The sequence below is a fragment of the Geodermatophilus nigrescens genome (assembly GCF_900129495.1).
Lineage (GTDB): Bacteria > Actinomycetota > Actinomycetes > Mycobacteriales > Geodermatophilaceae > Geodermatophilus > Geodermatophilus nigrescens.
In genome coordinates this window covers 53,565-77,716 of the sequence record NZ_FQVX01000006.1, presented here as the reverse complement: position 1 = coordinate 77,716, position 24,152 = coordinate 53,565, and the positions used below count along the sequence as shown (strand labels likewise).

Genomic DNA, 24,152 nt, shown 5'->3' with positions numbered 1-24,152 from the left:
AGTGCCCGAGCAGCGCCCCGACGAGACCGGTGACGTGAGCGAGCGGCGCCAGCAGGGCCGCCCGGCGGTGCCGCCGTCGCGCCCCCGGCAGGCCCCTCCGCAGCCGCCGGTGCACCACCGCACCGAGCAGATCGACCTGCGCGCCGGCTTCCCGCCGGTGCGCAACGAGACCACCGAGATCGACCTCTCGCAGGGCCTGCCCGCCGGGCTGCCCCTGCCGCCGCGCCGCACCCGGCAGGGCCGCCGGCTCGGCCTCGACGTCGGCACGGTGCGGATCGGCGTCGCGCTCTCGGACCCGACGGGCACGCTCGCCAGCCCGCTGGAGACCGTCGAGCGGCGCCGGGACGGCGGTGACCTGGACCGCATCGTCGCCCTCGTGGAGGAACACGAGGTGACAGAGGTGATCGTGGGGGAGCCGAGGCACCTGTCGGGTGCGTCGGGCGCCTCCGCCCGGGAAGCGCGTGCCTACTCTCGGTCACTCGCCGGGCGCATCGGCAGCGTGCCCGTGCACCTCGTCGACGAGAGGCTCTCCACCGTGACCGCAGCCAGTTCCCTGCGGGCGAACGGGCTCGACAGCCGCGCCCAGCGCCCCGTGATCGACCAGGCCGCCGCCGTGGTCATCCTCCAGGCCTATCTCGACTCCCAGCGGGGGCGCTCATGACCCCGCCGGTCCCGCCCTACGGGCGGGGCCGGCCGGTGTCCGACGGTGTCAGCGGGACCGCCGCCGCCGGCTGGCCCGCGCCGCACGCCGGCGTCGGGCCCGCCACCACCTGGCTGCCCGTGGGCCCGTCCGCCCAGCGGCCCGGCGGCACCGCCCGCGGCGCCTCCCTGCTCGACCGCGACCCCTACCCGGTGACCGCCGGCCGGCACGCCGCCCCCGACGGTGACCCGTCCCGCGGCGAGATCCCCGCGGCCTCCTCCGGCGACGACCGCACCGGCCCCCTGTCCGGCGGCGCCCGCCCCGGCCCGGGCGCCGAGGGCCTGCCGCCCCGCCCGCAGGGCGCGTGGTCGCGGCTGTCGAAGCGCCCCGACGCCGACCCCGACGCCACCGTCGCGGCCGTGGTCCCGCACGAGGCCGACGCGCCCACCGAGGCCCACCCGCTCGCCGACGCGCACGGGGGCTCCCACGACGACCACCACAACGTCGACCCCCACCACGACCACCACCACGACCACCACGAGGACGACGACGCCACCGGCGGCCTGGACGTCCTCGGTGCGGGCGGCCGCGAGGAGCGCCGCCGCGGACGGCGCGGCCGCCGCGACGAGCAGCACCACGACGACCCGCACCACGACGACCCGCACCACGACGAGCACGACCACCCCGCGACCGACGAGCACCCGGTGCTCGGCGGCGGCCGCGGCACCCGCACCGGCCGGCGCCGGCGCAGCCCGCTGGCCAACCTGGTCGCGCTGCTCGTGCTCGCCGCCCTCGTCGCCGGCATCGTCTTCGGCGGCCGCGCGCTGATCGGCCTGGTCAACCCCGAGGCCGAGGACTTCGCCGGCTCGGGCACCGGCACGGTCGACGTGCGCGTCGGCGAGGGCGACACCCTCAGCGACATCGCCCGGGCCCTCGTCGAGGCCGGCGTGATCGCCTCCGCCGCGCCCTTCGTCGAGGCGGCCGAGACCGAGCCCGCCGCCATGGGCATCCAGCCCGGCGTCTACAGCCTGCGCTCCGAGATGAGCGGCGCCGCCGCCCTCGACCTGCTGCTCGACCCGGCCGCCCGCCAGGTCTCCCGGGTCACCGTGCCCGAGGGCTTCACCGTCGCGGCCACCCTGCAGCGCATCGCCGAGACCACCGGCCTGCCGATCGAGGAGCTGCAGGCGGCCGCCGCCGACCCCGCGGCGCTCGGCCTGCCGGCCTACGCCAACGGCCAGCTCGAGGGCTTCCTCTTCCCGGCCACCTACGACGTCGAGCCCGACACCACCGCCGCCGACGTGCTGCGCGCGATGGTCTCCCGGTTCACCGAGACCGCCGCCGACATGCAGCTCGAGCAGCGGGCGGCCGCCGCCGGGCGCTCGGTGTACGACGTGGTGATCGTCGCCTCGATGGTCCAGTCGGAGACCCGGCTCGACGAGGAGCGGCCGAACGTCGCGCAGGTGGTCTACAACCGGCTCAACCAGGGCATCGCGCTCGGCATCGACGCGACGCTCGCCTACGGGCTCGGCAAGAACGGCAACGACCTCACCGTCACCGACCTGCGCACCGACGGCCCGTACAACACCCGCACCCGGCCGGGACTGGTGCCCACGCCGATCAGCTCGCCCGGCGAGGCGAGCCTCGAGGCGGCGCTCGCGCCGAGCACCGGGGACCTCCTCTACTACGTCCTCGAGTCGCAGGACGGGCGGCACTTCTTCACCGCCAGCTACGAGGAGTTCATGGCCGCCCGGCAGCGCTGCGCCGACGCCGGCCTCGGGTGCGGTGGCTGACCGGCCGGTGCCCGGAGATCGTCCCGCCGGCCGGGCGGCCGTCCTCGGCCGCCCGGTCGGGCACTCCCTCTCGCCGCTGCTGCACCGGGCCGCCTACGCCGCGCTCGGTCTCGACGGCTGGACCTACGACGCCCTCGACGTCGGCGCCGACGACCTGCCCGACCTGCTCGCCGGCCTCGGCCCGGAGTGGCGCGGCTTCTCGGTGACCATGCCGTGCAAGCAGGCCGCCGTCGCCGTGGCCGACGAGGTCGAGCCGCTGCCGCGCCTGCTCGGCGCGGCCAACACCCTCGTGCACACCGGCGGCGGGTGGCGGGCGGAGAACACCGACGTCCACGGCGTCGGGATGGCGCTGCAGGTCGGCGGCGTCGAGCGGGTCGCGCACGCGGCGATCGTCGGCGCCGGCGGCACGGCGGCCGCGGCGGCCGTGGCGCTGGCCGAGCTCGGCGCGGAGACCGTCGACGTCCTCGTGCGCGAGCCGTCCCGCGCCGCCGACGTCGCCCGGGTGCTCGGCACCCTCGGCGTCGAGGCGGCCGTCCGGCCGCTCGCACCCGGGCCGGTCGAGGCGCCCGTGGTGGTCAGCACCGTGCCGATCGGCGCGCACCCCGACCTCGGCGGGCTCTCCTGGCGGTCCGGCCAGACGCTGCTCGACGTGCTCTACGCGCCGTGGCCCACCCCGGTCGCCGCGGCGGCGCAGGCCGCCGGCGCCACCGTGGTCAGCGGCCTCGAGGTGCTGTTCTGGCAGGCCACCGTCCAGGTGGAGCTCATGACCGGGCAGCCGGCGCCGATCGGCCCCATGCGCGCCGCCCTGGACGCCCGCTGAGCCCGCTGTCCCCGCTGCTCGCCCTCGCCGTACTGGTCGCCGCCGCCACCGGCCCGCTGCTGGCCCGCACCGCGGTCCGGCTGGCCACCCGGCTGCCGTCCGCCCGGCCGACCCCCGCCCGCGCGCTGACCACCGCCGCGGTGCTCGCCGCCCTGCTGTGCGGCGCGGTCCTGCTCGGCGGTGACCGCCCCGCCACGCTGGCCTACGCGTGGGCCGCCGGCGCCGCCGTCGTCCTCGCCCAGGTCGACCTCGCCGTCCACCGGCTGCCCGACCGGGTCACCTACCCGGCGGCCGCCGTCTGCGGGGCCGCGCTGCTCGCCGACGCGGCGCTGCTCGGCACCTGGCCGGCGTTCCTGCGGGCGCTGCTCGCCGCGGCCGTCGCCGGCGGGGTCGCGCTGCTCGCCGCGCTGGCCGGCCCCTCCGGCCTCGGCCTCGGCGACGTCAAGCTGCTCGCGCTGCTCGGCCTGCTGCTGGGCTGGGCCGGCTGGGGCGTCCTGCTCGCCGGGGTGTTCCTCGGCCTGCTGGCCGGCGCGGGCCTGTCGCTGGTGCTGGTGGCCACCGGCCGGGCGGGCTGGCGCACCCCCGTGGCGTTCGGCCCGCCGCTGCTGCTCGGCGCCGTCCTCGCCCTCCTGGTGGAGGGACCGCTGGCCTGAGCCGGGTCCGGTGCCCCGCCGCGGGCAGGGGGCCGCGGCCCGGCTGGCAGAATCGCCGGCATGTTGCGCTGGCTGACCGCCGGTGAGTCGCACGGCCAGCAGCTCACCGCCATCCTCGAGGGCCTGCCCGCCGGCGTGCGGGTCACCACCGCCGACCTCGACGTCGACCTCGCCCGCCGCCGCCTCGGCCACGGCCGCGGCGCCCGGATGTCCTTCGAGCAGGACGCCGTCACCCTCACCGGCGGCGTCCGGCACGGCGTGACCATGGGCGGCCCGATCGCCGTCCAGGTGGGCAACACCGAGTGGCCCAAGTGGACGACGGTCATGTCGGCCGACCCGGTCGACCCCGAGGTGCTCGCCGGGCAGGCCCGCAACGCCCCGCTCACGCGGCCGCGGCCGGGCCACGCCGACCTCGCCGGCATGCAGAAGTACGGCTTCGACGACGCGCGCCCGGTGCTCGAGCGGGCCAGCGCCCGCGAGACCGCCGCCCGCGTCGCGCTCGGCGCCGTCGCACGGGCGTTCCTGCGTCAGGTGCTCGACGTCGAGGTGGTCAGCCACGTCGTCGCGATCGGGCCGGTGACCGTCCCCGACGGCGTCGTCCCGGGCCCGCAGGACAACCCGCGCATCGACGACGACCCGGTGCGCTGCGCCGACCCGGCCACCAGCGCGGTGATGGTCGCCGAGGTCGACGACGCCCGGAAGAACGGCGACACCCTCGGCGGCGTCATCGAGGTCGTCGTGCACGGCCTGCCGCCGGGCCTGGGCAGCCACGTGCACTGGGACCGCCGCCTGGACTCCCGCCTGGCCGGTGCGCTCATGGGCGTGCAGTCGGTGAAGGCGGTCGAGGTCGGCGACGGCCTGGAGACCGCGCGCCGCCGCGGCTCGGTTGCCCACGACGAGATCGTTCCCGAGGACGGCCGGATGCGGCGGGTCACCGACCGCGCCGGTGGCATCGAGGGCGGCATGACCAACGGCGAGGTGCTGCGGGTGCGCGCCGCCATGAAGCCGATCTCCACCGTGCCGCGGGCGCTGGCCACCGTCGACGTCGCCACCGGCGACGCCGCGGTCGCGATCAACCAGCGCAGCGACGCGATCGCCGTCCCGCGCGGGGCGGTCGTCATGGAGGCGATGGTGGCGCTGGTGCTCGCCGACGCCGTCCTGGAGAAGTTCGGCGGCGACTCGGTGACCGAGACCCGCCGCAACGTGCAGACCTACCTCGACGCGCTCCCGTTCCGGTGACGGGACCGCTCCTCGTCCTGGTCGGGCCGCCCGCGTCGGGCAAGACCACCGTCGGCACGGCGGTGGCCGCCGCACTCGGCCTGCCGTTCCGCGACACCGACGCCGACGTCGAGGCGCGCACCGGCACCAGCGTCGCCGACCTGTTCGTCACCCACGGCGAGCAGCACTTCCGCGACCTCGAGGAGCAGGCGGTCGCCCGCGCGCTCGCCGAGCACGACGGCGTCCTCGCCCTCGGCGGCGGCGCCGTGCTCAGCGCCGCCAGCCGCGCGCTGCTCGTCGCGCACGGCCGGGCGGGCGGCACCGTCGTCCACCTCGACGTCGACCTGCCCTCGGCCGCCAAGCGGGCCGGGCTGTCCCGCGACCGCCCGCTGCTGGCCGTCAATCCCCGGGCGATGCTGCGCACCCTGCTGGAGCAGCGCGCCCCCCTCTACGCGGAGGTCGCCACCGTGGTCGTGCCCACCGGGGGGCGCACCCCCGACGACGTGGTCGCCGACGTGCTCGCCGCCCTCCCGGCGGGAGCCGGCCGGTGAGGCGGGTGACGGTCGCGGGGGAGCGGCCCTACGACGTCGTCATCGGCGCCGGCGCGCAGGCCGAGCTCGGCCTCGTGCTCGCCGGGACGCCGAAGGCCGCCGTCGTGCACGCCCCGCCGCTGGCCGCGCTGGCCGGGGCCGCCGTCGAGACGCTGCAGACCGCCGGCGTGGCCGCCGAGGCCGTCGTCGTCCCCGACGGCGAGGCCGCCAAGACCGCGCAGGTCGCCGCGGCCGCGTGGGAGGAGTTCGGCCGGCTCGGGCTCACCCGCGCCGACGCCGTCGTCGGCGTGGGCGGGGGAGCGGTCACCGACCTCGCCGGCTTCCTCGCCGCCACCTGGACCCGCGGCATCCGCGTCGTCCACCTGCCCACCAGCGTGCTCGGCATGGTCGACGCCGCGGTCGGCGGCAAGACCGGCATCAACACCGGGGCGGGCAAGAACCTCGTCGGCGCGTTCCACCCGCCGGCCGGCGTGCTCGCCGACACCGACGTGCTCGCCGGGCTGCCCGAGGCGGAGTTCCGCTCCGGCATGGCCGAGGTGGTCAAGTGCGGCCTCATCGCCGACGGCGCGATCCTCGACCTGCTCGCCGCCGACCCGACCGGCCGCCGTGACACCGAGGAGCTCGTCGAGCGCGCGGTGCGGGTGAAGGCCGACGCGGTGGGCCAGGACCTCTTCGACACCGGCGTCCGCGAGTACCTCAACTACGGGCACACCCTCGGCCACGCCATCGAGCGGGTCGAGGACTTCGGCTGGCGGCACGGCGAGGCGGTCGCCGTCGGCCTGGTCTTCGCCGCCGAGCTCGGCGCGCAGGCCGGCACGCTGACCCGCGCCGAGGCCGACCGGCACCGCGAGCTGGTGGCGGCGATGGGCCTGCCCATCACCTACCGCGGCGACTGGGCGGCGCTGCAGGCGGTGATGCGGGTGGACAAGAAGGCCCGCGGCGCGACGCTGCGCTTCGTCGTCCTCGACGGGATCGGCAACCCGACGATCCTGACCGACCCCGAGCAGGCATGGCTGGACGCGGCGTGGGCCGCGGTTGCGGAGGAACAGTGACGATCCAGGTGCTCAACGGGCCCAACCTCGGGCGGCTCGGCACCCGCGAGCCCGAGGTCTACGGCCCGACGACGTACGCCCAGCTCGTCGACCTCCTCGAGACGGCGGGCCGCGAGCTCGGCATGGAGGTCCGGGTCCGGCAGACCGACGACGAGGCCGAGATGCTCCGCTGGGTGCACGAGGCCACCGACGCCCGCGACCCGGTGATCCTGAACCCGGCCGCCTGGTCGCACACGTCGATCGCCCTGCACGACGCCCTGGCCGCGCTGCAGTCGCCGCTGGTGGAGGTGCACATCAGCAACGTGCACAAGCGGGAGCCGTTCCGGCACCACTCCTACGTCTCCGCCGTGGCCGACGGCGTGATCGCCGGCCTCGGCGTCGAGGGCTACGTGCTCGCGCTGCAGTGGATGTCGCTGCGGGGCCACCGGTGACCGGGCGCGCCGCCGAGCGCCGGGAGCGGCTGCGGGCCACGGCCGCCGAGCGCGGCCTCGACGCCGTCCTGGTCACCAACCTGCTCAACGTGCGCTACCTGACCGGGTTCACCGGCTCCAACGGGGCGCTGCTGCTGCGCACCGACGGCGGCGACGTGTTCGGCACCGACGGCCGCTACACCACCCAGGCCGGCACCCAGGTGCCCGACCTCGAGCTGCTGGTCGACCGCGCCACCGTGCCGGCGCTGGCCCGCGAGGCGGTCACGCGCGGCGCCGGGCGGCTCGGCTACGAGAGTCACGAGGTGACCGTCGACGGCCACCGGAAGCTGGAGCGGGTGCTCACCGACGCCGCCGCCGGCGGCACGGTGCCCGAGCTGGTCAGCGTCGCGCGCGCCGTCGAGGAGCTGCGCGCGGTCAAGGACGACGACGAGGTCGACGCGCTGCGCCGTGCCTGCGCGGTGGCCGACCAGGCGCTCGCCGAGCTGGCCGCCGACGGCGCGCTGCGCCCGGGTCGCACCGAGCTGGAGGTCGGCCGCGAGCTCGACGCCCGGATGCTCGCCCTGGGTGCCGAGGCGCCGTCGTTCGAGACGATCGTGGCCACCGGCGCGAACTCCGCCATCCCGCACCACCGGCCCGACCGCACGGTGCTCGCCGGGGGCGACTTCCTCAAGCTCGACTTCGGCGCCACCGTCGACGGCTACCACTCCGACATGACCCGCACCGTGGTGCTCGGGCACGCCGCCGACTGGCAGCGCGAGGTCTACGCGCTGGTCGCCGAGGCGCAGGCCGCCGGGCGGGCGGCGCTCGCGGTCGGGGCCGACGTCGTCGCCGTCGACGCCGCCTCCCGCGACGTCATCGCCGCGGCCGGCCACGCCGACCACTTCACCCACGGTCTCGGGCACGGCGTCGGCCTGGAGATCCACGAGGCGCCGGGCATCGGCCCGCTCGGCGCGGGTAGGCTGGCCGCCGGCATGGCCGTCACCGTGGAGCCCGGGGTGTACCTGCCCGGCCACGGCGGTGTCCGGATCGAGGACACGCTGGTCGTCACGGCGGACGCGCCCGAGTTGTTGACCCTCACGAGCAAGGAACTGCTGGTCCTCTAGATGGCTACCACCAACGACCTCAAGAACGGCATGGTCCTCAACCTCGACGGCCAGCTGTGGTCCGTCACCGAGTTCCAGCACGTCAAGCCCGGCAAGGGCGGCGCGTTCGTCCGGACGACGCTCAAGAACGTGCTCTCGGGCAAGGTCGTCGACAAGACCTTCAACGCCGGCACCAAGGTCGAGACCGCCACGGTCGACAAGCGGAACATGACGTACCTGTACAAGGACGGCACCGACTTCGTCTTCATGGACGGCGACACCTTCGACCAGATCCCGGTCCCGGCCGAGACCGTGGGCGGCGGCGCCGACTACCTGCTGGAGAACACCGAGGCCGTCGTCGCCGTGCACGAGGGCGTGCCGCTGTACGTCGAGCTGCCCGTGACGCTGGAGCTCGTCGTCGAGCACACCGACCCGGGCCTGCAGGGCGACCGCTCCACCGGCGGCACCAAGCCCGCCACCCTGGAGACCGGCGCGCAGATCCAGGTGCCGCTGTTCGTCAACACCGGCGACAAGCTCAAGGTCGACACCCGCGACGGCCGGTACCTCGGCCGCGCGAACTGATCGCGCCCCTGCACATGGCCGCACGCACCAAGGCGCGCAAGCGCGCCGTCGACGTCCTCTACGCGGCCGACCTGCGCAGCGCTGACCCGGTGGACATGCTGCGCGAGCGCGTCGCGCACGCCAACCCGCCGATGCCCGAGCACGCCGTCCGGCTGGTGGAGGGCGTCGCCGCCCACGCCGGCCGCATCGACGAGCTGATCGAGCAGCACGCCCGCGGCTGGTCGCTGGAGCGGCTGCCCGACGTCGACCGCGCGATCCTGCGCATGGCGGTCTTCGAGCTGCTGTGGGCCGACGACGTGCCCGACGCCGTCGTCATCGACGAGGCCGTCGAGCTCGCCCGGGCGCTGTCCACGGACGAGTCGCCGGCGTACGTCAACGGCGTCCTCGGCGCCATCCTCGACGCCGAGGTCCCCACCTCCTCCTGAGCCGGCCGGCGCCCGCTCAGCGGGCGTCGTGCACGGTGACGGCGTAGCCGTCGGGGTCGGCGAAGGTGAACGCCCGCCCGAAGGGCGTGTCGGCCGGCGGCGCCAGGATGGTCACGCCGTCGGCGGCCATCCGGTCGTGCAGCGCCTGGCTGTCGTCGGCGGCCAGCCACAGCGCCACGCCCAGGCCCGGGCGGGGCCGCGCCGCGGCCGGGTCGACGCCCGGCAGCGGCTCGCGGACGGCGAAGGCCACCGGCGTGGTGGCGAACACGACCGCGCCGGGCGGGCCGGCCGGTGCGCGGCGCAGGCCGAGGGTGCCGGCGTAGAAGGCCGCCGAGCGCTCGAGGTCGGTGACCTGCAGGGCGACGAAGTCGGGTCCGGTGACGGTCATGGCTGCTCCTCGGGAGTGATGTCAGGATGTTGACATGGTCGAGTGTGTCAGGATCCTGACATGAGTCAAGAGGGCGGGGTCGGCGACGTCGACCGGGCGGTGGGCTACGTGCTCAAACAGGCCGCGACCGTGCTGCGCGGCGCCATGGACACCGCGCTGCGGCCGCTGGGCCTGACGGTGTCCCAGTACGCGACGCTGGAGCTGCTCGACCAGCGGCCCGGCTCCTCGGTGGCCGAGCTCGCCCGCGCGGCGTTCGTGACGCGGCAGGCGATGACCGGCGTGCTGGCCGGCCTGCAGGACGCCGGCTGGGTGTCGCGGCCGGCGGTGGCACCGCAGGGCCGGGCGCTGCCGGCGACGGTCACCGACGAGGGGCGACGGCGGCTGCGCGAGGCCAGCGTCGCCGTCGCCGGGGTGCAGGAGCGGATGCTCGCCGGGCTGACGCCCGACCGGCGCGAGCGCCTGCTGGCCGACCTGCAGGAGTGCGTGGCCGCGCTCGAGCCGGGCGCCTGAGGGCCGGGCCGGCGTCAGGGACGGCGGCCGGTGCCCGCGGCGGCGGTGAGCATCGCGGCCATCCGCACGCTCGACTGACGCCGGTGCGCCCGGCGCAGCGCCTCGCGGCGGCGGGCAGCGAGCAGCAGCTCGGGGTCGGGCAGGGCGACCGGTGGGCTGGTGTGCACGGGGACTCCTCGCGTCGTGCGCCGGGTTCTCAGCGACGGGACGGACGCTAGGAGCACCCACCGACAGTTCCGGGACCGAGCGCGGTCACCCCCTCGCGCACCGTGACGGCAGGTGCGGCTGGAGCGGGGGCGTGCCTCTGTCGTAGCCGGACGTCGGGAGACCGCGCTGTGTGCCCACGGCGCGGCCGGGGGAGCCCCCGGAGCGCGCTGCGTGCACACAGCGCGCGCGGGGCGGGGGAGTGGAGTCCGGACGCGACGAGGCCCGCCCCGGCGGGTGCCGGAGCGGGCCTCGTGCAGTGGTGGGGAGGTGTGTCGGGGGTCAGCGCGGGGCGCGGCGGCGGTCCCAGGTCTCGTCGTCGTCATCGGCGCCGGCACCCATGCCGTCCATGCCGCCCGGGTTGAGCACGCCCCACTCGATCAGCCGGGTGGTGAGCTCGTCGGGGCTCATGTCGTAGATGATCGCCAGCGACTTGAGGTCCTCCGCGCGGATGGAGAGGACCTTGCCGTTGTAGTCGTGCCGCTGCGCCTGGATGGTCGACGCGTAGCGGGCCAGTGGGCCGGCCTCGTCGGCGGGCAGCGAGCCCAGCGACTCGAGGTTGAGCACGATCTTCGTGGTCGAGGTGACCGCCGAGCTCGGGCGCGGGTCGGGCAGCAGCTCGGAGACCGGCACGCCGTAGAACACGGCCAGCTCCGAGAGACGCTGCACGGTCACCGCGCGGTCGCCGCGCTCGTAGGAGCCCACGACGACGGCCTTCCAGCGGCCGTGCGACTTGTCCTCCACGCCCTGCAGGGACAGGCCCTGCTGGTTGCGGATGGCCCGCAGCCGGGCGCCCAGGGCCCGCGAGTAGTCCGTGCTCATGCGTGTCTGCTCACTGTCCGTCGTCGTGGAGGAGGCTCGTTGGTGACTGAGCGTACTGGTTCGTCGGGAGGTGCGACAGCGGCTCCCTCCTCCTGGGGAATCCTTCTCCCCCCGTGCCCACCTGCGGTGGCGCGACGCGCGACGACGGTCACACGGGAGGGTGCAGTACGGTCGTCGCCGGTCCACCCCACTCCTTTAACGACCCGTCCCGTGAGGCGGGGAAGGAGGCCTGATGGCCGGCTCCCCGGAGCCCCCTGCCGGTCGCGCGTCCACGCCCGGCGTCCTGCTCGCCCCCGCCGACGTCGCCCGCGTGGTCGACCGGATGGCCCACCAGCTCATCGAGAAGGCGGGGGAGTCCCTCGCCGACCTGGTGCTGGTCGGCATCCCCACCCGCGGCGCCCCGCTCGCCCGCCGGCTCGCCGCCCGGGTGGCCGCGTTCAGCGGCACGGCGGTCGACACCGGCACCGTCGACATCACCCTCTACCGCGACGACCTGCGGCTGCGCGGCGTCCGCGCGCTGGAGGACACCGTCCTGCCCGACGCGGGCATCGACGGCCGGCTCGTCGTCCTCGTCGACGACGTCCTGTTCTCCGGCCGCTCGGTCCGGGCGGCGCTCGACGCGCTGCGCGACCTCGGCCGCCCGCGCGCCGTGCAGCTGGCGGTGCTCGTCGACCGCGGCCACCGCGAGCTGCCGATCCGCGCCGACTACGTGGGCAAGAACGTGCCCACCTCGCGCGCCCAGAAGGTGCGCGTGCACCTGGCCGAGACCGACGGCACCGACGAGGTCGTGGTGGTGGAGCAGTGAAGCGGCACCTGCTGGAGGCGGCCGACCTCGACCGCGACGACGCCACGCTCGTCCTCGACACGGCCGCGCAGATCGACGCCGCGCTGGCCGGCCGCGAGGTCAAGAAGCTGCCCACGCTGCGCGGGCGCACGGTGGTGAACCTCTTCTACGAGGACTCCACCCGCACCCGGATCTCCTTCGAGCTGGCGGCCAAGCGGCTGTCGGCCGACGTCATCAACTTCTCGGCCAAGGGCAGCAGCGTCTCCAAGGGCGAGAGCCTGAAGGACACCGCGCTGACCCTGGAGGCGATGGGCAGCGACGCGATCGTCGTCCGCCACTCCGCCTCCGGCGCCCCGCACCGGCTCGCGAACTGGGTGCAGGGCAGCGTGGTGAACGCCGGCGACGGCACCCACGAGCACCCCACCCAGGCGCTGCTCGACGCCTACACGATCCGCCGCCGGCTGGGCCGCCTCGACGGCGTCCGGGTGGTCGTCGTCGGCGACGTCCTGCACAGCCGGGTGGCGCGGTCCAACGTCTGGCTGCTGACGACCCTCGGCGCGCAGGTCACCCTCGTCGCGCCGCCGACGCTGCTGCCGGTGGGCGTGGGCTCGTGGCCGGTGGAGGTCTCCTACGACCTCGACGCCGTCCTGCCCAAGGCCGACGCGGTGATGATGCTGCGCGTCCAGGCCGAGCGGATGAACGCCTCGTTCTTCCCCAGCGCGCGGGAGTACAGCCGCCGCTACGGCCTCGACGCCGTCCGGATGGCCGCGCTGTCCGACGACGCGATCGTCATGCACCCCGGCCCGATGAACCGCGGCATGGAGATCGCCGCCGACGTCGCCGACTCGGTCCGCTCGACGATCGTCGAGCAGGTCGGCAACGGCGTCAGCGTCCGCATGGCCGTGCTCTACCTGCTCCTCGGAGGAAACGCGTGACCACGCTGATCAAGGGGGCGCGCGTGCTCGGCGGCGAGCCCGCCGACCTGCTGCTGAAGGACGGCCGGGTCGCGGCGGTCGGTGGCCGGCTGTCCGTCCCGGGGGCGACCGTCGTCGACGCCGACGGGCTCGTGGCGCTGCCCGGCCTGGTCGACCTGCACACCCACCTGCGCGAGCCCGGCCGCGAGGACGCCGAGACGGTGGAGACCGGCAGCCGGGCCGCGGCGCTCGGCGGGTTCACCGCGGTGCACGCCATGGCCAACACCGACCCGGTCGCCGACACCGCCGGCGTCGTCGAGCAGGTGTGGCGCCTGGGCCAGGAGGCCGGGCTGGTCGACGTCGTCCCGGTCGGCGCGGTGACGGTGGGCCTCCGGGGCGAGCGGCTGGCCGAGCTCGGCGCGATGGCCGACTCGGCCGCCCGGGTGCGGGTCTTCTCCGACGACGGGCACTGCGTCGCCGACCCCGCGCTCATGCGCCGGGCGCTGGAGTACGTGAAGGCCTTCGACGGCGTCGTCGCCCAGCACGCCGAGGAGCCGCGGCTCACCGTCGGCGCGCAGATGAACGAGGGCGACCGCTCCGCGCGGCTCGGGCTCACCGGCTGGCCGGCCGCCGCCGAGGAGGCGGTCATCGCCCGCGACGTGCTGCTCGCCCAGCACGTGGGCGCGCGGCTGCACGTCTGCCACGTCTCGACCGCCGGGTCGGTGGAGCTCCTGCGCTGGGCGAAGTCCCGCGGCGTCCAGGTGACCGCCGAGGTCACCCCGCACCACCTGCTGCTCACCGAGGCCTGCGCCGAGTCCTACGACCCGGTGTTCAAGGTCAACCCGCCGCTGCGCACCGACGAGGACGTGCACGCCCTCCGCGCGGGTCTGGCCGACGGCACGATCGACGCCGTCGCCACCGACCACGCGCCGCACGCGGTGGAGGACAAGGAGAGCGAGTGGGCGCAGGCCCGGCCCGGGATGCTCGGGCTGGAGCAGGCGCTCTCGGTGGTCCTCGAGGCGCTGGTGGAGCCGGGCCTGCTCGACTGGGCCGGCGTCGCCGACCGCATGTCGGTGCGGCCCGCCGCGATCGGCCGCCTCGACGGCCACGGCCGCCCGCTCGCCCCCGGCGAGCCGGCCAACCTCCTGCTGCTGGACCCCGCCGCCCGGGCCACCGTCGACCCGGCCGCGCTGGCCAGCCGCAGCCGCAACAGCCCCTACGCCGGCCGGGAGCTCCCCGGCCGCGTGGTCGCCACGTTCCTGCGGGGCGAGGCGACCGTTCTGGACGGGAAGGCAGTGAAGTGACCGAGGCGATCCTCGTGCTCGAGGACGGGCGGACGTTCCGCGGCGAGGCCTACGGCAAGGTCGGCACGACGGTCGGCGAGGCGGTGTTCGCCACCGGGATGACCGGCTACCAGGAGACGCTGACCGACCCCAGCTACGCCGGCCAGATCGTCACCATGACCGCGCCGCACATCGGCAACACCGGCGTGAACGGCGAGGACGACGAGAGCCGCCGCATGTGGGTGGCCGGCTTCGTCGTGCGCGACCCGGCCCGCCGCCCGGCCAACTGGCGGGCCACCGGCAGCCTCGACGACGAGCTCGCCGCGCAGGGCGTCGTCGGCATCAGCGGCATCGACACCCGCGCGCTCACCCGCCACCTGCGCGAGCGCGGCGCCATGCGCGCGGGGATCAGCAGCGAGTCCGGCGACGCCGACGCCCTGCTCGCCCGGGTCCGCGCCGCCGAGGGCATGACCGGCGCCGACCTCGCGCCGCAGGTGAGCACCCGCGAGCCCTACGTGGTCCCGGCGGAGGGGGAGAGGCGGTTCACCATCGCCGCGCTCGACCTCGGCATCAAGACGGCGACGCCGCGGCACCTGGCCGCGCTCGGCGTCGAGACGCACGTGCTGCCCTCGACGGCGACCGCCGCCGACCTGCTGGCGCACGGCCCCGACGGCGTCTTCCTCTCCAACGGCCCCGGCGACCCGGCCGCGGCCGACTACGCGGTGGCCGCGGTGCGGGGTGTCCTCGACGCCGGCCGGCCGCTGTTCGGCATCTGCTTCGGCAACCAGATCCTCGGCCGCGCGCTGGGCCTGGGCACCTACAAGCTGCGCTTCGGCCACCGCGGCCTGAACCAGCCGGTGCTCGACCGGGTCAGCGGCACGGTCCGGGTGACCAGCCACAACCACGGGTTCGCCGTCGACGCGCCGCTCGACCGGCCCACCGACACCCCGTACGGCCGCGCCGAGGTCAGCCACGTGGGCCTCAACGACGACGTCGTCGAGGGGCTGCGGCTGCTCGACGCGCCGGCGTTCAGCGTCCAGTTCCACCCGGAGTCGGCGGCCGGCCCGCACGACGCCGCGCCGCTGTTCCAGCGCTTCGTCGACCTCATGGACGCCCACCGGCGGGACGGCACGGCCGTCAGCCCGGCGCCGGTCGTCCAGCACAGCACGGGGGAGAACGCCTGATGCCCAAGCGCACCGACATCGAGCACGTCCTGGTCATCGGCTCCGGGCCGATCCTCATCGGCCAGGCCGCGGAGTTCGACTACTCCGGCACCCAGGCCTGCCGCGTGCTGCGCAGCGAGGGCCTGCGGGTCAGCCTGGTCAACAGCAACCCGGCGACGATCATGACCGACCCCGACGTCGCCGACGCCACCTACGTCGAGCCGCTGACGCCGGAGTTCGTCGAGCGGGTCATCGCCAAGGAGCGCCCCGACGCGCTGCTGGCCACCCTCGGCGGGCAGACCGCGCTCAACATCGCCATCGGCCTGTACGAGAACGGCACGCTGGAGCGCTACGGCGTGCGGCTCATCGGCGCCGACGTCGACGCGATCAACCGCGGCGAGGACCGGCAGAAGTTCAAGGACATCGTCCGGTCCATCGGCGCCGACGCCCCGCGCTCGCGGGTGTGCGGCACGGTCGAGGAGGCGCTGGAGACGGCGGAGGAGGTCGGCTACCCCGTCGTCATCCGGCCGAGCTTCACCATGGGCGGCCTCGGCTCCGGCTTCGCCACCGACGAGGCGATGCTGCGCCGCATGGCCTCCCACGGCCTCGCGGACTCACCCGTGCACACCGTGCTCATCGAGGAGTCGGTGCTCGGGTGGAAGGAGTACGAGCTCGAGCTGATGCGCGACCGCAGCGACAACGTGGTCGTCATCTGCTCGATCGAGAACGTCGACGCGATGGGCGTGCACACCGGCGACTCGGTCACCGTCGCCCCGGCGATGACGCTCACCGACGTCGAGTACCAGCGGATGCGCGACGTCGGCATCGCGGTGCTGCGCGAGGTCGGCGTCGACACCGGCGGCTGCAACATCCAGTTCGCGGTCAACCCCGCCGACGGGCGCCTGGTCGTCATCGAGATGAACCCGCGGGTGTCCCGGTCGTCGGCGCTGGCGTCGAAGGCCACCGGCTTCCCGATCGCCAAGATCGCCGCGAAGCTCGCCATCGGCTACACCCTCGACGAGATCACCAACGACATCACCGGGGTCACCCCGGCGGCGTTCGAACCGACGCTGGACTACGTCGTCGTGAAGATCCCGCGCTTCGCGTTCGAGAAGTTCCCCGGCGCCGACCCGCGGCTGACCACGACGATGAAGAGCGTCGGCGAGGTCATGGCCATGGGCCGCAACTTCCCCGAGGCGCTGGGCAAGGCCATGCGCTCGACGGAGACGAAGGTGGCCGGCTTCTGGACCGGCGCGCCCGACCCGCGCTCGGCCGCCGAGCTGCTCGAGGCGCTGCGCACCCCGGTCGACGGGCGGCTCTACACCGCCGAGGCGGCCCTGGCGGCCGGCGCGACCGTCGAGCAGGTGGCCGAGGCCAGCGGCTTCGACCCGTGGTTCGTCGACCAGGTCGCGCTGGTGCAGGAGGTCGCCGCCGAGGTCCGCGACGCCCCCGCGCTCACCCCGGGGCTGCTGCGCCGCGCCAAGCGGCACGGCCTGTCCGACCGGCAGGTGGCCGCGCTGCGGCCCGAGCTCGCCGGCGAGGACGGCGTCCGGGTGCTGCGCTGGCGCCTGGGCATCCGGCCGGTCTACAAGACCGTCGACACCTGCGCGGCCGAGTTCGCCGCCCGCACGCCGTACCACTACTCGTCCTACGACGAGGAGACCGAGGTCGAGCCGCGGGAGAAGCCGGCGGTGCTCATCCTCGGCTCGGGGCCCAACCGGATCGGGCAGGGCATCGAGTTCGACTACTCGTGCGTGCACGCGGTCATGGCGCTGCAGGACGCCGGCTACGAGGCCGTGATGGTCAACTGCAACCCCGAGACCGTCTCCACCGACTACGACACCGCCGACCGGCTGTACTTCGAGCCGCTGACCTTCGAGGACGTCCTCGAGGTGGTCGAGGCCGAGCGCGCCGCCGGTCCCGTCGCCGGGGTCGTCTGCACCCTCGGCGGACAGACGCCGCTGGGCCTCGCGCAGCGGCTCAAGGACGCCGGCGTGCCGGTGCTCGGCACCTCGCCGGAGGCCATCGACGACGCCGAGGACCGCGGCGCGTTCTCCCGGGTGCTCGCCGACGCCGGCCTGCTCGCCCCCCTGCACGGCACCGCGACGACGTTCGCCGAGGCACGGGAGATCGCGGCCGGCATCGGCTACCCGGTGCTCGTGCGGCCCTCCTACGTGCTGGGCGGGCGCGGCATGGAGATCGTCTACGACGACGCCACGCTCGAGGCCTACATCGCCAAGGCCACCGACGTCAGCCCCGAGCACCCGGTGCTGGTCGACCGGTTCCTCGAGGACGCCGTCGAGATCGACGTCGACGCGCTCTACGACGGCTCCGAGCTCTACCTCGGCGGCGTCATGGAACACATCGAGGAGGCCGGGATCCACTCCGGCGACTCCGCGTGCGCGCTGCCGCCGATCACCCTGGGCTCCGGCGACCTCGAGCAGATCCGCGCCGCCACCGAGGCGCTGGCCGCCCGGATCGGCGTCCGCGGCCTGATGAACGTGCAGTACGCGCTCAAGGACGACGTCCTCTACGTGCTGGAGGCCAACCCGCGCGCCTCGCGCACGGTGCCGTTCGTGTCCAAGGCGACGGCGGTGCAGCTGGCCAAGGCCGCCGCGCGGATCGCGGTGGGCGAGACGATCGCCGACCTGCGCGCCGCGGGCGTGCTGCCGGCCGCCGGCGACGGCGTCGACCTCTCCGAGCGGGCGCCGATCGCGGTCAAGGAGGCGGTGCTGCCCTTCCACCGGTTCCGCACCGTCGAGGGCCACGGCGTGGACACCGTGCTGTCGCCGGAGATGAAGTCCACCGGCGAGGTCATGGGCCTCGACGACGGCTTCGGCACCGCGTTCGCCAAGTCGCAGGCCGCCGCCTACGGGCCGCTGCCGACCGAGGGCACGGTGTTCGTCTCGCTAGCCAACCGCGACAAGCGCGCCGCCGTCTTCCCGATCAAGCGGCTCGCCGACCTCGGCTTCCGCGTGCTCGCCACCGCCGGCACCGCGCGGGTGCTGCGGCGCAACGGCGTCGACTGCGAGGTGGTCGGCAAGTACAGCGAGGGCCCGGGCAACTGCGTCGAGCGGATCCTGGCCGGCGACGTCGACATCGTCGTCAACACGCCGTTCGGGTCGCCCGGCAACAGCGGGCCGCGGCTGGACGGCTACGAGATCCGCACCGCGGCGGTGGCCGCCGGCATCCCGTGCATCACGACGGTGCAGGGGATGGCCGCGGCCGTGCAGGGCGTCGAGGCGCTGCGCCGCGGCGACCTCGGGGTGCGCAGCCTGCAGGAGGTCCACGCGGCGCTCACCGCGGCACCGTGAGCCGCCCCTCGCGCGCGGAGGGCGGGGACGTCGTCGGCGCCGTGCGGGACGAGCTGGTCGCCCGCCGGCTGCTCGACGGGCTGCCGGCGGCGTTCCTCGCCGGGGTCACCCGGTTCGCGACGCCGCCGGCACCCGCGCTCGACGCGCTGCGCACCGACGCCGGGGCGCTGGTCGTCCGGCTGGCGGCGGGGGAGGCCGGTGCCGGCGACCTGCCGCTGCTCACCCGGGTGCTGTTCACGGCCCGGCTCGGCGGGGTGCTCGCCGCGCACGGGGTGCGGACGCCGTCCTACGACCTGCTCGGCTCCTACCGGGAGAACCTGGCGACGCCGGTGGGCCCGCGGCTGCCGGAGCGCCCGCGGGCCGGCGACCGGCGCTGGCGGGTGCTCGGCCGCGACGTCGCCTTCCCGGTCGGGGTGCCCGCGTGCGTCCTCAACGGCGGCGAGGAGTGGGTGCGCTTCCACGCCCGCAACGGGTTCAGCGTGCTCACGTACAAGACCGTGCGCAGCCGCGCCCACGACCCGAACGAGCAGCCGAACTGGACGTTCGCGCCGCGTCCGCCCCGCGACGGGGCCGTCGACGAGGTCGTCTCCCACCCGTGGGACTGGACGGCGCCCGGCGACCCCGGCGTCAGCACCGTGAACTCCTTCGGCGTCCCCTCCCCGGCGCCGGCGGAGTGGATGGCCGACCTGGAGCGGTCGCTGGCCGCTGTCGACGACGACCAGCTGCTCCTGGTCAGCGTGATGGGTGCAGGCGCCGGGACCGACCTGGTCGACGACTTCGTCGCCGTGGCGCGGCTCGCGCAGGAGGCCGGCGCCGGGGTGGTGGAGCTGAACCTGTCCTGCCCGAACACCCTGTCGGCCTCCCCGGACGGCGTGAAGCCGCCGCTGTGCCTCGACGCCGACGCCACCGTGGCGGTGGTCGAGGCCGTGCGCCGCGGCCTCGACGACCGCACCGGACTGGTCGCCAAGCTCTCCTGGCTGGACGAGCCGCGGCTGGCCGCGCTGGTGCCGCGGATCGGCCCGCTCGTCGACGGCGTCGCCGGCATCAACACCGTGGCGACCCGGGTGGTGCGCGACGACGGCGAGCCGACGTTCCCCGGCCGGGCGGTCGCCGGGCTCTCGGGTGCGGCCGTCCGCGAGCGGGCGCTGGACGCCACCCGCCGGCTGGTCGCGCTGCGCGACGCCGGCGGGCACCGCTTCGACGTGCTGGCGATGGGCGGGGTCACCGACCCGGCCTCCTTCGCCGCGCTGTGGGAGGCCGGGGCCGACGCCGTCCAGTCGGCCGCCGGCGCCTTCGCCGACCCGTTCCTCGCCCGCGACTGCATCGCCGCGCACGGCGAGACGCTCTCGCGGTCGGTGCCCCGGTGACGGCGCCGTTCGGGCAGCGCCTCGCCGACGCCGTCGCCGTCCGGGGACCGCTGTGCGTGGGCATCGACCCGCACGCGCCGCTGCTCGAGCGGTGGGGCCTGCCCGACTCCCCGGACGGCCTGGCCCGCTTCACCGACGCCGTCGTCGACGCACTCGCGGGGCAGGTGGCGGTGCTCAAGCCGCAGTCCGGCTTCTACGAGCGGCACGGCTCGCGCGGCCTGGCCGTGCTGGAGGACGGCGTCGCCCGGGCCCGCGCCGCCGGGGCGCTGGTGCTGCTCGACGCCAAGCGCGGCGACATCGGCTCGACCATGGACGCCTACGCCGACGTGCTGCGGCCGGAGCACCCGTGCGCGGTCGACGCCCTGACCGTCAGCCCCTACCTCGGCCCCGGCTCGCTGCAGCCGGCCGTCGACACCGCCCGGCTGACCGGCGGCGGGCTGTTCGTGCTGGCCCGCACGTCCAACCCCGACGCCGGGACGCTGCAGTCCGCGGCGGTGGGGGAGCGGAGCGCCGCGCAGGTCGTCGTCGACACCGTCCGCGGCTGGAACACCCCCGGCTGGGTGGTGGGTGACCCGCTGCCCGACCTCGGGGCGGTGCAGGACCAGGCGTCGCGCTGGGGCGCCACCACGGGGTCCTTCGGCGTCGTCGTCGGGGCCACGCTGCGCACGCTCGACGTCGACCTCGACGGCCTCGGCGGGCCGGTGCTGGCCCCGGGCCTGGGCGCCCAGGGCGGCACCCCGGCCGACCTGCGGCGGCTGTTCGGCGATGGGCGCGCCGTCGTCCCGACCGTCTCCCGCGACGTCCTCGCCGCCGGCCCCGACGCGGCGGCGCTGCGGGCGGCCGCGGCCCGGTGGGCGGAGGAGCTCGCGCGGTGAGGCGGGGCCTGCCGTGGGCGGTCGCGGCGCTGGGGCTGGTGCTCCTCGTCGCTGGTGTCGTCGTGTTCCGGCGGGAGAGCCGGCCGGGCGCCGTCGTGTACGGCGGGAGCTACGCGCCGCTGACGCCGACCCGGGCGTACGAGAGCTCGCTGGAGCTCTCCTTCGACCGCGTCGACGTCCTCTGGACGTACGGCTCCCTGCTGGGTGCGGGACTGGCGGTGGCGGGCGCGCTGGTGCTGGCGGGAGTCGGCGGCTGGGCGCTCGGCCGCAGGTCGGGGCGGCGCGCCGGGCGCTGACCCCGGCGTGTCGCGACGGACGTGTCGGATCCCCCGTCCGGCGGACCTGTTCCGTTCCGTATACGGTGTGAGCTGCGCGTCTCACGGTCGGTCACACACACGGCACACACAGCGTCACCGGCGGACGTTCGGAGATCGAGAACGTCGGGCGTACGGCGCGTGACCTGCGGATTCCCGGTTACTAGGTTGACCGCCGGGCCTGAGGAGCCGGGGCCGGACCCGCAGACGCGGCACGAGAGACAGCACAGAGACGCCGGGGCGAACAGGCCCCGGCGACGACACGATCGGACACGCACCATGCCCCTTCCTGACCTGTCACCCGAACAGCGCGCCGCCGCCCTGGAGAAGGCCGCGGCCGCCCGCAAGGCGCGCGCCGAGCTGCGTGAGCGGCTCAAGAGCAAGGGCGCCACGGTCGGCGACGTCCTCAAGCAGGGCGAGTCCGACGAGGTGATCGGCAAGATGCGCGTCTCCGCGGTGCTGGAGTCCCTGCCCGGCGTCGGCAAGGCCCGTGCTGCGAAGATCATGGAGCGGCTCGAGATCTCGCCGACCCGCCGCGTCCGCGGCCTGGGCGCCAACCAGCGCCGGGCCCTGGAGGCGGAGTTCGGCGGCGAGCAGGTCGTCGCCGAGCAGGTCCCGGCCGACTCGGCGAGCTGACCGGCCGCACCGCCGCACCACACGGCACCACCGCACAGGACCACCGCACCAGGACGAGGACGCCTTGCCCACAGACCACCGGTCCCCGGTCCCGGCGCGCCTGACGGTGCTCTCCGGCCCCTCGGGGGTGGGTAAGGGCACCGTGGTCGCGGAGGTCCGCCGGCGCTACCCCGAGGTGTGGCTCTCGGTCTCGGTCACCACCCGGGCACGCCGTCCCGGTGAGGTCGACGGGGTGCACTACCACTTCGTCGACGGCGCCGAGTTCGACCGGCTCATCGCCGAGGACGGCCTGCTCGAGTGGGCCGAGTACGCCGGCAACCGCTACGGCACACCGGCCGCCCCGGTCCGCGAGCGTCTCGCGACCGGGGCGCCGGCGCTGCTCGAGATCGAGCTGCAGGGCGCCCGCCAGGTCCGCGCCCGCGCGCCCGAGGCGCAGCTGGTGTTCCTCGCCCCGCCGTCGTGGGGCGAGCTGGAGCGCCGGCTGGCCGGCCGCGGCTCGGAGACGCGCGACGTGCAGGAGCGCCGCTTGGCCATCGCGCAGGCCGAGCTCGACGCCGCCGGGGAGTTCGACGTCGTGGTCGTCAACGACGACGTCGCACGGGCCGCGGACGAGTTGGTATCCTTGCTAGCTGCGCCGTCGTCCGAGAGGACGGTCGGCGCCTCCGAGTGACCGGGCCCGCACCCGAGGCCCCGCACTCCCGCCGATCGAACGAGGAGCACGCCCGCCCGTGTCCGGAGTCGCACCCGCCCCCGAGGGCATCACCAACCCGCCGATCGACGAGCTGCTCGAGCGCACCAGCAGCAAGTACGGCCTGGTGATCTTCGCCGCCAAGCGCGCGCGGCAGATCAACGCCTACTACAGCCAGCTCTCCGAGGGCCTGCTGGAGTACGTCGGTCCGCTGGTCGACACCGCCCCGCAGGAGAAGCCCCTCTCCATCGCGCTGCGCGAGATCAACGAGGGTCTGCTGACCCACACCGCCGGCGAGAACTAGGCCGGCACCAGCCCTGACGAGTGACGCCCCCGGTACGCGGTACCGGGGGCGTCGCCGTGTCCGGGGGAGGATGGGCGGCATGAGCCGGATCGTGCTGGGCGTGGGCGGCGGCGTGGCCGCGTACAAGTCGGCCCTGCTGCTGCGGGCGCTGACCGAGGCGGGCCACGACGTGCGCGTCGTCCCCACCGAGTCGGCGCTGAGGTTCGTCGGCGCCGCGACCTTCGAGGCGCTGTCGGGCAACCCCGTCACCACCGACGTCTGGCACGACGTGCCCGAGGTCGCGCACGTCCGGATCGGCCAGACCGCCGAGCTGGTGGTCGTCAACCCGGCCACCGCCGACCTGCTCGCCCGCGCCGCCGCCGGCCGCGCCGACGACCTGCTCACCGCCACCCTGCTCACCGCGCACTGCCCGGTCGTGTTCGTGCCGGCCATGCACACCGAGATGTGGCTGCACCCGGCCACCCAGGACAACGTGGCCACCCTGCGCCGGCGCGGGTCGATCGTGCTGCCGCCCGCCGTCGGCCGGCTCACCGGGCCGGACTCCGGGCCCGGCCGGCTGCCCGAGCCCGCCGACGTCGCCGCGCTCGCCCAGGTCGTGCTCGCCGCGGGCGCCGACGCGCTCCGCGCCGACCTCGCCGGCCGCCGCGTGGTGATCAGCGCCGGCGGCACCCGCGAGCCGCTGGACCCCGTCCGCTACCTGGGCAACCGGTCGTCGGGCAAGCAGGGCTGGGCCCTGGCCCGCGTCGCCGCCGCCCGCGGCGCCGACGTCACCCTGGTGGCGGCCAACGTCGACCTGCCCGCGCCGTTCGGCGTCCGCGTCGTCCCGGTGGGCACGGCGGAGGAGCTGCGCGCCGCGATGCTCGAGGAGGCCGGGTCGGGTGGGGGAGCGGCAGCCGACGTCGTCGTCATGGCCGCCGCCGTCGCCGACTTCCGGCCGGCGACGGTCGCGGCCACCAAGCTGAAGAAGGACAGCGCCAGCGAGCCCGACGCCGTCCCGCTGGTGCGCAACCCCGACGTGCTCGCCGAGCTGGTCACCAAGCGCACCCCCGGCCAGGTCGTCGTCGGCTTCGCCGCCGAGACCGGCGACGCGGACGGCGACGTGCTCGCCCACGCCCGCGCCAAGCTCGCCCGCAAGGGCTGCAACCTGCTCGTGGTCAACGACGTCTCCGGGGGCGGTGTGTTCGGCCGGCCCGACAACGCCGCGGTCGTGCTGGCCGCCGACGGCACCGCCACCGACGTGCCGCACGGCAGCAAGGACGCCGTCGCCGCGGCCGTGTGGCGGGCGATCACCCCCCGCCTGGCCTGACCGTCGGCTGCCGCCCCGGTGTCGCGCCGGTAACGT

Annotated in this window: 27 protein-coding genes; 24 read left to right on the top strand and 3 right to left on the bottom strand. The window is 75.7% G+C overall.

The annotated features are described in order from the left end of the window. Position 1 precedes the first annotated feature (1 nt). From ruvX to nusB, 11 genes are all read left to right on the top strand, one after another. On the top strand, positions 2–661 hold the full coding sequence (gene ruvX / locus BUE37_RS21800) for a Holliday junction resolvase RuvX (protein ID WP_217651351.1): 660 nt from the start codon (positions 2–4) through the stop codon (positions 659–661). Further along, positions 658–2,430 carry an endolytic transglycosylase MltG gene (gene mltG / locus BUE37_RS21795; protein ID WP_073422554.1) on the top strand — a complete coding sequence of 591 codons (1,773 nt, stop codon included), beginning with the start codon at positions 658–660 and terminating at the stop codon, positions 2,428–2,430. Before ruvX ends, mltG begins: the two co-directional genes overlap by 4 nt. Continuing rightward, positions 2,423–3,250: a shikimate dehydrogenase gene (locus BUE37_RS21790; RefSeq protein ID WP_245794868.1), complete on the top strand. Its 828-nt coding sequence runs from the start codon at positions 2,423–2,425 to the stop codon at positions 3,248–3,250. Before mltG ends, BUE37_RS21790 begins: the two co-directional genes overlap by 8 nt. A 140-nt stretch (positions 3,251–3,390) precedes the next feature. Beyond that, positions 3,391–3,903 (top strand): prepilin peptidase, encoded by a 513-nt coding sequence (locus tag BUE37_RS21785; RefSeq protein ID WP_245794866.1) that lies wholly within the window; start codon positions 3,391–3,393, stop codon positions 3,901–3,903. A 60-nt stretch (positions 3,904–3,963) separates the two neighbouring features. Continuing rightward, positions 3,964–5,142, top strand: a complete 1,179-nt coding sequence (gene aroC, locus BUE37_RS21780) for a chorismate synthase (RefSeq protein ID WP_073422553.1) — start codon at positions 3,964–3,966, stop codon at positions 5,140–5,142. Then, a complete protein-coding gene (locus tag BUE37_RS21775) occupies positions 5,139–5,672 on the top strand; it encodes a shikimate kinase (protein ID WP_073422552.1) in 534 nt (177 codons plus the stop codon). Before aroC ends, BUE37_RS21775 begins: the two co-directional genes overlap by 4 nt. After that, a complete protein-coding gene (aroB, locus tag BUE37_RS21770; RefSeq protein WP_073422551.1) occupies positions 5,669–6,724 on the top strand; it encodes a 3-dehydroquinate synthase in 1,056 nt (351 codons plus the stop codon). The genes BUE37_RS21775 and aroB overlap by 4 nt, the downstream gene beginning before the upstream one ends. Continuing rightward, positions 6,721–7,155, top strand: a complete 435-nt coding sequence (aroQ, locus tag BUE37_RS21765) for a type II 3-dehydroquinate dehydratase (RefSeq protein WP_073422550.1) — start codon at positions 6,721–6,723, stop codon at positions 7,153–7,155. Before aroB ends, aroQ begins: the two co-directional genes overlap by 4 nt. Further along, on the top strand, positions 7,152–8,258 hold the full coding sequence (locus tag BUE37_RS21760; RefSeq protein ID WP_073422549.1) for a M24 family metallopeptidase: 1,107 nt from the start codon (positions 7,152–7,154) through the stop codon (positions 8,256–8,258). Before aroQ ends, BUE37_RS21760 begins: the two co-directional genes overlap by 4 nt. Continuing rightward, positions 8,259–8,819: an elongation factor P gene (gene efp, locus BUE37_RS21755; RefSeq protein WP_073422548.1), complete on the top strand. Its 561-nt coding sequence runs from the start codon at positions 8,259–8,261 to the stop codon at positions 8,817–8,819. A 14-nt stretch (positions 8,820–8,833) separates the two neighbouring features. Next, positions 8,834–9,244 carry a transcription antitermination factor NusB gene (nusB, locus tag BUE37_RS21750; RefSeq protein WP_073422547.1) on the top strand — a complete coding sequence of 137 codons (411 nt, stop codon included), beginning with the start codon at positions 8,834–8,836 and terminating at the stop codon, positions 9,242–9,244. Between the two features lie 16 nt (positions 9,245–9,260). Here nusB and BUE37_RS21745 read toward each other — a convergent pair whose 3' ends face one another. Beyond that, positions 9,261–9,632 carry a VOC family protein gene (locus BUE37_RS21745; RefSeq protein WP_073422546.1) on the bottom strand — a complete coding sequence of 124 codons (372 nt, stop codon included), beginning with the start codon at positions 9,630–9,632 and terminating at the stop codon, positions 9,261–9,263. A gap of 60 nt (positions 9,633–9,692) precedes the next feature. Between BUE37_RS21745 and BUE37_RS21740 the strand changes: the two genes are divergently transcribed. Then, positions 9,693–10,142 carry a MarR family winged helix-turn-helix transcriptional regulator gene (locus BUE37_RS21740; RefSeq protein ID WP_073422545.1) on the top strand — a complete coding sequence of 150 codons (450 nt, stop codon included), beginning with the start codon at positions 9,693–9,695 and terminating at the stop codon, positions 10,140–10,142. Between the two features lie 14 nt (positions 10,143–10,156). Here the strand turns inward: BUE37_RS21740 and BUE37_RS24095 are convergent, their stop codons facing one another. Together BUE37_RS24095 and bldD are read right to left on the bottom strand one after the other, a co-directional pair. Further along, positions 10,157–10,309, bottom strand: coding sequence for a hypothetical protein (locus BUE37_RS24095; RefSeq protein WP_175562960.1), 153 nt, complete (start codon positions 10,307–10,309; stop codon positions 10,157–10,159). A 319-nt stretch (positions 10,310–10,628) separates the two neighbouring features. Beyond that, entirely contained in the window at positions 10,629–11,168 is a 540-nt protein-coding gene (bldD, locus tag BUE37_RS21735) for a transcriptional regulator BldD (protein ID WP_073422544.1), read from the bottom strand. A 232-nt stretch (positions 11,169–11,400) separates the two neighbouring features. Here bldD and pyrR point away from each other — a divergent pair, with 232 nt between their 5' ends. The 12 genes from pyrR (at position 11,401) to coaBC (ending at position 24,116) form a co-directional block, all read left to right on the top strand. Beyond that, complete coding sequence (pyrR, locus tag BUE37_RS21730) at positions 11,401–11,973, top strand: bifunctional pyr operon transcriptional regulator/uracil phosphoribosyltransferase PyrR (RefSeq protein ID WP_073422543.1); 573 nt, start codon at positions 11,401–11,403, stop codon at positions 11,971–11,973. Beyond that, positions 11,970–12,887, top strand: coding sequence for an aspartate carbamoyltransferase catalytic subunit (locus tag BUE37_RS21725; RefSeq protein ID WP_073422542.1), 918 nt, complete (start codon positions 11,970–11,972; stop codon positions 12,885–12,887). The genes pyrR and BUE37_RS21725 overlap by 4 nt, the downstream gene beginning before the upstream one ends. Then, positions 12,884–14,170 (top strand): dihydroorotase, encoded by a 1,287-nt coding sequence (locus BUE37_RS21720; protein WP_073422541.1) that lies wholly within the window; start codon positions 12,884–12,886, stop codon positions 14,168–14,170. The genes BUE37_RS21725 and BUE37_RS21720 overlap by 4 nt, the downstream gene beginning before the upstream one ends. Next, positions 14,167–15,333 (top strand): glutamine-hydrolyzing carbamoyl-phosphate synthase small subunit, encoded by a 1,167-nt coding sequence (gene carA, locus BUE37_RS21715; protein ID WP_073422540.1) that lies wholly within the window; start codon positions 14,167–14,169, stop codon positions 15,331–15,333. Before BUE37_RS21720 ends, carA begins: the two co-directional genes overlap by 4 nt. After that, a complete protein-coding gene (carB, locus tag BUE37_RS21710) occupies positions 15,333–18,626 on the top strand; it encodes a carbamoyl-phosphate synthase large subunit (RefSeq protein WP_073422539.1) in 3,294 nt (1,097 codons plus the stop codon). Before carA ends, carB begins: the two co-directional genes overlap by 1 nt. After that, complete coding sequence (locus BUE37_RS21705) at positions 18,623–19,993, top strand: beta/alpha barrel domain-containing protein (RefSeq protein WP_245794864.1); 1,371 nt, start codon at positions 18,623–18,625, stop codon at positions 19,991–19,993. Before carB ends, BUE37_RS21705 begins: the two co-directional genes overlap by 4 nt. After that, the gene (pyrF, locus tag BUE37_RS21700; protein ID WP_073422538.1) at positions 19,990–20,868 is read left to right on the top strand and encodes an orotidine-5'-phosphate decarboxylase; all 879 of its coding nucleotides are present in this window, start codon (positions 19,990–19,992) and stop codon (positions 20,866–20,868) included. Before BUE37_RS21705 ends, pyrF begins: the two co-directional genes overlap by 4 nt. Beyond that, a complete protein-coding gene (locus tag BUE37_RS21695; RefSeq protein WP_073422537.1) occupies positions 20,865–21,164 on the top strand; it encodes a hypothetical protein in 300 nt (99 codons plus the stop codon). Before pyrF ends, BUE37_RS21695 begins: the two co-directional genes overlap by 4 nt. Before the next feature lie 297 nt (positions 21,165–21,461). Continuing rightward, positions 21,462–21,818 carry an integration host factor, actinobacterial type gene (gene mihF, locus BUE37_RS21690; RefSeq protein WP_073422536.1) on the top strand — a complete coding sequence of 119 codons (357 nt, stop codon included), beginning with the start codon at positions 21,462–21,464 and terminating at the stop codon, positions 21,816–21,818. 64 nt (positions 21,819–21,882) lie between these two features. After that, positions 21,883–22,488, top strand: coding sequence for a guanylate kinase (gene gmk / locus BUE37_RS21685; protein WP_073422535.1), 606 nt, complete (start codon positions 21,883–21,885; stop codon positions 22,486–22,488). Between the two features lie 58 nt (positions 22,489–22,546). Continuing rightward, positions 22,547–22,810: a DNA-directed RNA polymerase subunit omega gene (gene rpoZ / locus BUE37_RS21680; protein WP_012949163.1), complete on the top strand. Its 264-nt coding sequence runs from the start codon at positions 22,547–22,549 to the stop codon at positions 22,808–22,810. 79 nt (positions 22,811–22,889) lie between these two features. Further along, positions 22,890–24,116: a bifunctional phosphopantothenoylcysteine decarboxylase/phosphopantothenate--cysteine ligase CoaBC gene (gene coaBC, locus BUE37_RS21675; protein ID WP_073422534.1), complete on the top strand. Its 1,227-nt coding sequence runs from the start codon at positions 22,890–22,892 to the stop codon at positions 24,114–24,116. Positions 24,117–24,152: the final 36 nt, after the last annotated feature.